Raw genomic sequence first — 4,000 nt, forward strand, 5'->3', positions numbered from 1 at the left:
GCGCGGGGGGGGGGCCCCAATATGCGCCGGGGGTGGGGGCCCGGGTTGGGGGCGGGCTACCCCCTCATCCCGCGGGGGGGGGGCGGGCTTTCGGGTGTGCGGGCGACGACTCGTGGCGTCGCCCTCACTTTTGTTCTACTAGCAGGGCCGCCCGGGCCGTCCGCCGTATGGCCGCCCGCGGCGAACGCAGGCCACGTTTCCCGCCATGACCCCGTCGCCGGAAAGTGTTGCCGCAGCCTGGGTTCCGATCAGCTCACGATGATTTCGGTGCTCATGCCGAGTTCTCGATGGTTTCCCACCGAGCACCACAGCGTGTAGGTGCCGGGCTCCAAATCGACGGCCAGCTCACCGGATTCGCCTCTTTCGATCCGCGGTGTGCGCCGCGACTCCACACCTGGACCCTCGATCGCGAGATCGTGGGAGACCGATCCGGAGTTTTCGACGACGAACGTGTATGCACCCGCAGTCGATGGGGGGTTGGCTATGTTGATGGAGAACTCGTTCTCGCTGACGGCGATCTGTGTCGAGTTGCCCGGGCTCGATGTGATGGCGGATTCTCGATCGGTTGCCGCGCCGGGATCCCCGCCCCCAGAGCTGCATGCCGCCAACGCCAGTGCCGACAGCGCGGCCAGTGTCGTAAGCGCCTGCCGCTTTGTCCCCCAGCCTCGTCTGGGCGTCATGGCGTCTCCCTGGTGTCCATGTAGACCGAGCTTGTCGCCAATTCCACAGATTACTCTCCGGACCGGCGAGGGTCTATGGATGCGCAAGCGGCGGCGAATCCCCTCACCGCCATGGCGCTGGAGCAGCGGTGGAGCGCTGCGATCGTGGATCGCTGCGGCGGTTGGTCCAACTTCCCGGCGAATGCCGACACTGATCGCAACGTCCGCGTCCGAATGTGGATCGCCGAACGGGGCTGTTGCATTCCTCGGCAGCCCTGACTACCGTTCTACTGAGTAGAATAGTACTTGTGCCGAAATGGTGATCCCGGCACAGGGGCACCCCTAGGACCGGGGGTGTCGGCTGGGGCGGAGGCGTGCGATTTCCTTCATCTCGCCTCCGCCCCCGTCATCGAAAATGCGGTAGGTGACGAGGTCGGGGCGTCACCTCCGCCCTTCTCCCGCAGCTGCCTGGTCGCGACGGGGCTGCCCGGGGGTGTGATGCAGTTCGGCTGGCGCGTTCTCAGGCTGGCGGATGTCGGTCCACTGTCACGCACATTGCATTTCGCCTCCTGTGGGTCGGCTCCGGATGTGAGGGGAATCGCCGCGGCCGGAGCGGTCACCGAAGAGCAGCAGCGCACAATACCCGCGGGGGGTATGATGGGGGTCATGCGGTCGGAGGCGCCGCAGAGCAAGGAGACGATCAGCCATGACCACCACAACTGTGACCGTGACCGGAATGACCTGCAGCTGCTGCGCGAATTCGGTGAACAAAGAAGTCGGCAAGATTGCGGGTGTCACCGCAGTGGAGGCTGACTTCGCCAGCGGGCGCGTGACCATCGAAGCGGCAGATACCGTCGAGCGAAGTGTCATCGCCGCTGCTGTCAGCGAGGCCGGCTATCAGCTTGCCGACTGATCGAACCTGTCACTACCTCTAGCCAGATTTTCCCAGTACGGAACGGAGCCTGCGATGGGCACCACGACGCAACCGTCCACCCGGATCGAGTTGGCGATCGGTGGCATGACCTGCGCGTCGTGCGCCAATCGCATCGAGAAGAAACTGAACAAGCTCGACGGGGTCACCGCCACGGTCAACTACGCCACGGAGAAGGCGCGCGTGGAATACTCCGGCGACCTCACGCCCGAGGACCTGGTCGCCACGGTCGAGGAAGCCGGTTACACCGCCGCGCTCCCGATCTCGAAGGCCGGGAAACCGGACGCGTCAGCACCCGAAGGCGACGATCCCACGGCCTCACTGCGCGAGCGTCTGCTCATCTCGCTGGTCCTGACGGTGCCGGTGATCGCGATGGCGATGATTCCGGCACTGCAGTTCACCAACTGGCAGTGGCTGTCGCTGACACTGGCCGCGCCGGTGGTGATCTGGGGTGCCTTGCCCTTCCACAGAGCGGCCTGGACCAACTTGCGCCACGCCACCGCCACGATGGACACCCTCATCTCCATCGGCACGCTCGCCGCGCTCGGCTGGTCGCTATACGCACTGTTCTGGGGTACTGCGGGTATGCCGGGCATGACGCACCCGTTCGAACTGACCATCGCCCGCGAAGGTGGGGCCGGGAACATCTATCTCGAGGTGGCGGCCGGAGTCACCACCTTCATCCTCGCCGGCCGCTACTTCGAGGCCCGATCCAAGCGGCAGGCCGGTGCCGCGCTGCGAGCGTTGCTGGAACTGGGCGCCAAAGACGTATCGGTGCTGCGCGACGGCAAGGAACAGCGCATACCGGCCGAGCAACTCGCCGTGGGCGACTTGTTCGTCGTGCGCTCCGGTGAGAAGATCGCCTCCGACGGCGTCGTCGTGGAAGGCTCCTCCGCGGTCGACGCATCGATGCTGACCGGGGAATCGGTGCCCGTCGAGGTCAGCGTCGACGACGCGGTGGTCGGCGCCACCGTCAATGTCGGCGGCCGGATCGTGGTGCGTACCAGCCGTGTCGGCTCTGACACCCAGCTGGCCCAGATGGCCAAGCTGGTGGAGGAAGCTCAGAACGGCAAGGCCCAGGCGCAGCGGCTGGCCGACAAGATCTCCGGCATCTTCGTCCCCATCGTGATCGCCCTGTCGGTGGCGACCCTGGGGTTCTGGCTCGGCACCGGAGGCTCTGTCGCCGCGGCCTTCACCGCCGCGGTCGCCGTGCTGATCATCGCCTGCCCCTGCGCACTAGGCCTGGCCACGCCCACCGCGCTGATGGTCGGTACCGGTCGCGGCGCGCAGATGGGTGTCCTGATCAAGGGCCCGGAGGTGCTGGAATCGACCCGGCGGGTCGACACCGTGGTGCTGGACAAGACCGGGACCGTCACCACCGGCAAGATGAGCCTGCTCAAGGTGTATGCCGCCGACGGCGAGGACGAGTTGCAGATCCTGGAGCTGGCCGGAGCGCTCGAGGATTCCTCCGAGCACCCGATCGCGCAGGCGATCGCCAAGGCCGCCCGGGACAAGCTCGGCGACCTCGCGCCAGTACAGGGCTTTGCCAACGTCGAGGGCCTGGGTGTGGAGGGCGTAGTCGCTGACCGCAGGGTTGTCGTCGGGCGTCGCCGAATGCTGGCGCAGCGAGCGCAAAGCATGGACTCGGACTTGGAACGAGTCATGGCCGTCGCCGAATCCGAGGGGAAAACGGCCGTCGCGGCGGCCTGGGACGGGAAGGCGCGCGGTGTCCTGGTCGTCGCCGATACCGTGAAACCGACCTCCGCCGACGCGATAACCCAACTGCGTGCGCTGGGGCTGACACCGATCTTGCTGACCGGCGACAACGCGGCCGCGGCGCGGGCCATCGGCGAGGAGGTCGGCATCGAGGAGGTGATTGCGGAGGTGCTGCCGCGCGAGAAGGTCGATGTCATCACGAAGCTGCAAGCCCAGGGCAAGGTCGTCGCGATGGTCGGCGACGGCGTCAACGACGCGGCGGCTCTGGCCCAGGCCGACCTCGGCCTGGCCATGGGCACCGGCACCGACGTGGCGATCGAGGCCAGTGACCTGACTCTGGTCCGAGGCGATCTGCGGGCCGCGGCGGACGCGATCCGGTTGTCGCGCCAGACGCTCGGCACCATCAAGGGCAACCTGTTCTGGGCGTTCGCCTACAACGTTGCCGCCTTGCCGCTGGCGATGGCAGGTCTGCTCAACCCCATGCTCGCCGGTGCGGCGATGGCGTTCTCGTCGGTGTTCGTGGTCAGCAACAGTCTGCGTTTGCGAGGCTTCCGCTCCAGCAACAGCTGACGGGCGAATGCCGCCCTGACGCCCCCCCCCCAACCAGCGCAGCGCGCTGGGGGGGGGGTGCGGGCCCCCAATAACCAATAAGTTGTTTTGGATATTTACGGCGGAGAAAAAAAGGCTGGGGGCC

The 4,000-nt window shown here is 66.8% G+C and carries 3 protein-coding genes; 2 read left to right on the forward strand and 1 reads right to left on the reverse strand.

Translation table 11 applies throughout. The features are described from left to right. Positions 1 to 248: 248 nt before the first annotated feature. Positions 249 to 680, reverse strand: coding sequence for a hypothetical protein (locus QH270_RS28000; protein ID WP_146088986.1), 432 nt, complete (start codon positions 678 to 680; stop codon positions 249 to 251). Between the two features lie 685 nt (positions 681 to 1,365). Here QH270_RS28000 and QH270_RS28005 point away from each other — a divergent pair. Both QH270_RS28005 and QH270_RS28010 read left to right on the forward strand, forming a co-directional pair. Next, positions 1,366 to 1,572 carry a heavy-metal-associated domain-containing protein gene (locus QH270_RS28005; RefSeq protein WP_054811678.1) on the forward strand — a complete coding sequence of 69 codons (207 nt, stop codon included), beginning with the start codon at positions 1,366 to 1,368 and terminating at the stop codon, positions 1,570 to 1,572. 54 nt (positions 1,573 to 1,626) lie between these two features. Further along, the gene (locus QH270_RS28010; protein WP_054811677.1) at positions 1,627 to 3,876 is read left to right on the forward strand and encodes a heavy metal translocating P-type ATPase; all 2,250 of its coding nucleotides are present in this window, start codon (positions 1,627 to 1,629) and stop codon (positions 3,874 to 3,876) included. The last annotated feature ends 124 nt before the right edge of the window (positions 3,877 to 4,000 follow it).

The sequence above is a fragment of the Nocardia neocaledoniensis genome, assembly GCF_029868625.1.
In the GTDB taxonomy this organism is placed as follows: domain Bacteria; phylum Actinomycetota; class Actinomycetes; order Mycobacteriales; family Mycobacteriaceae; genus Nocardia; species Nocardia neocaledoniensis_A.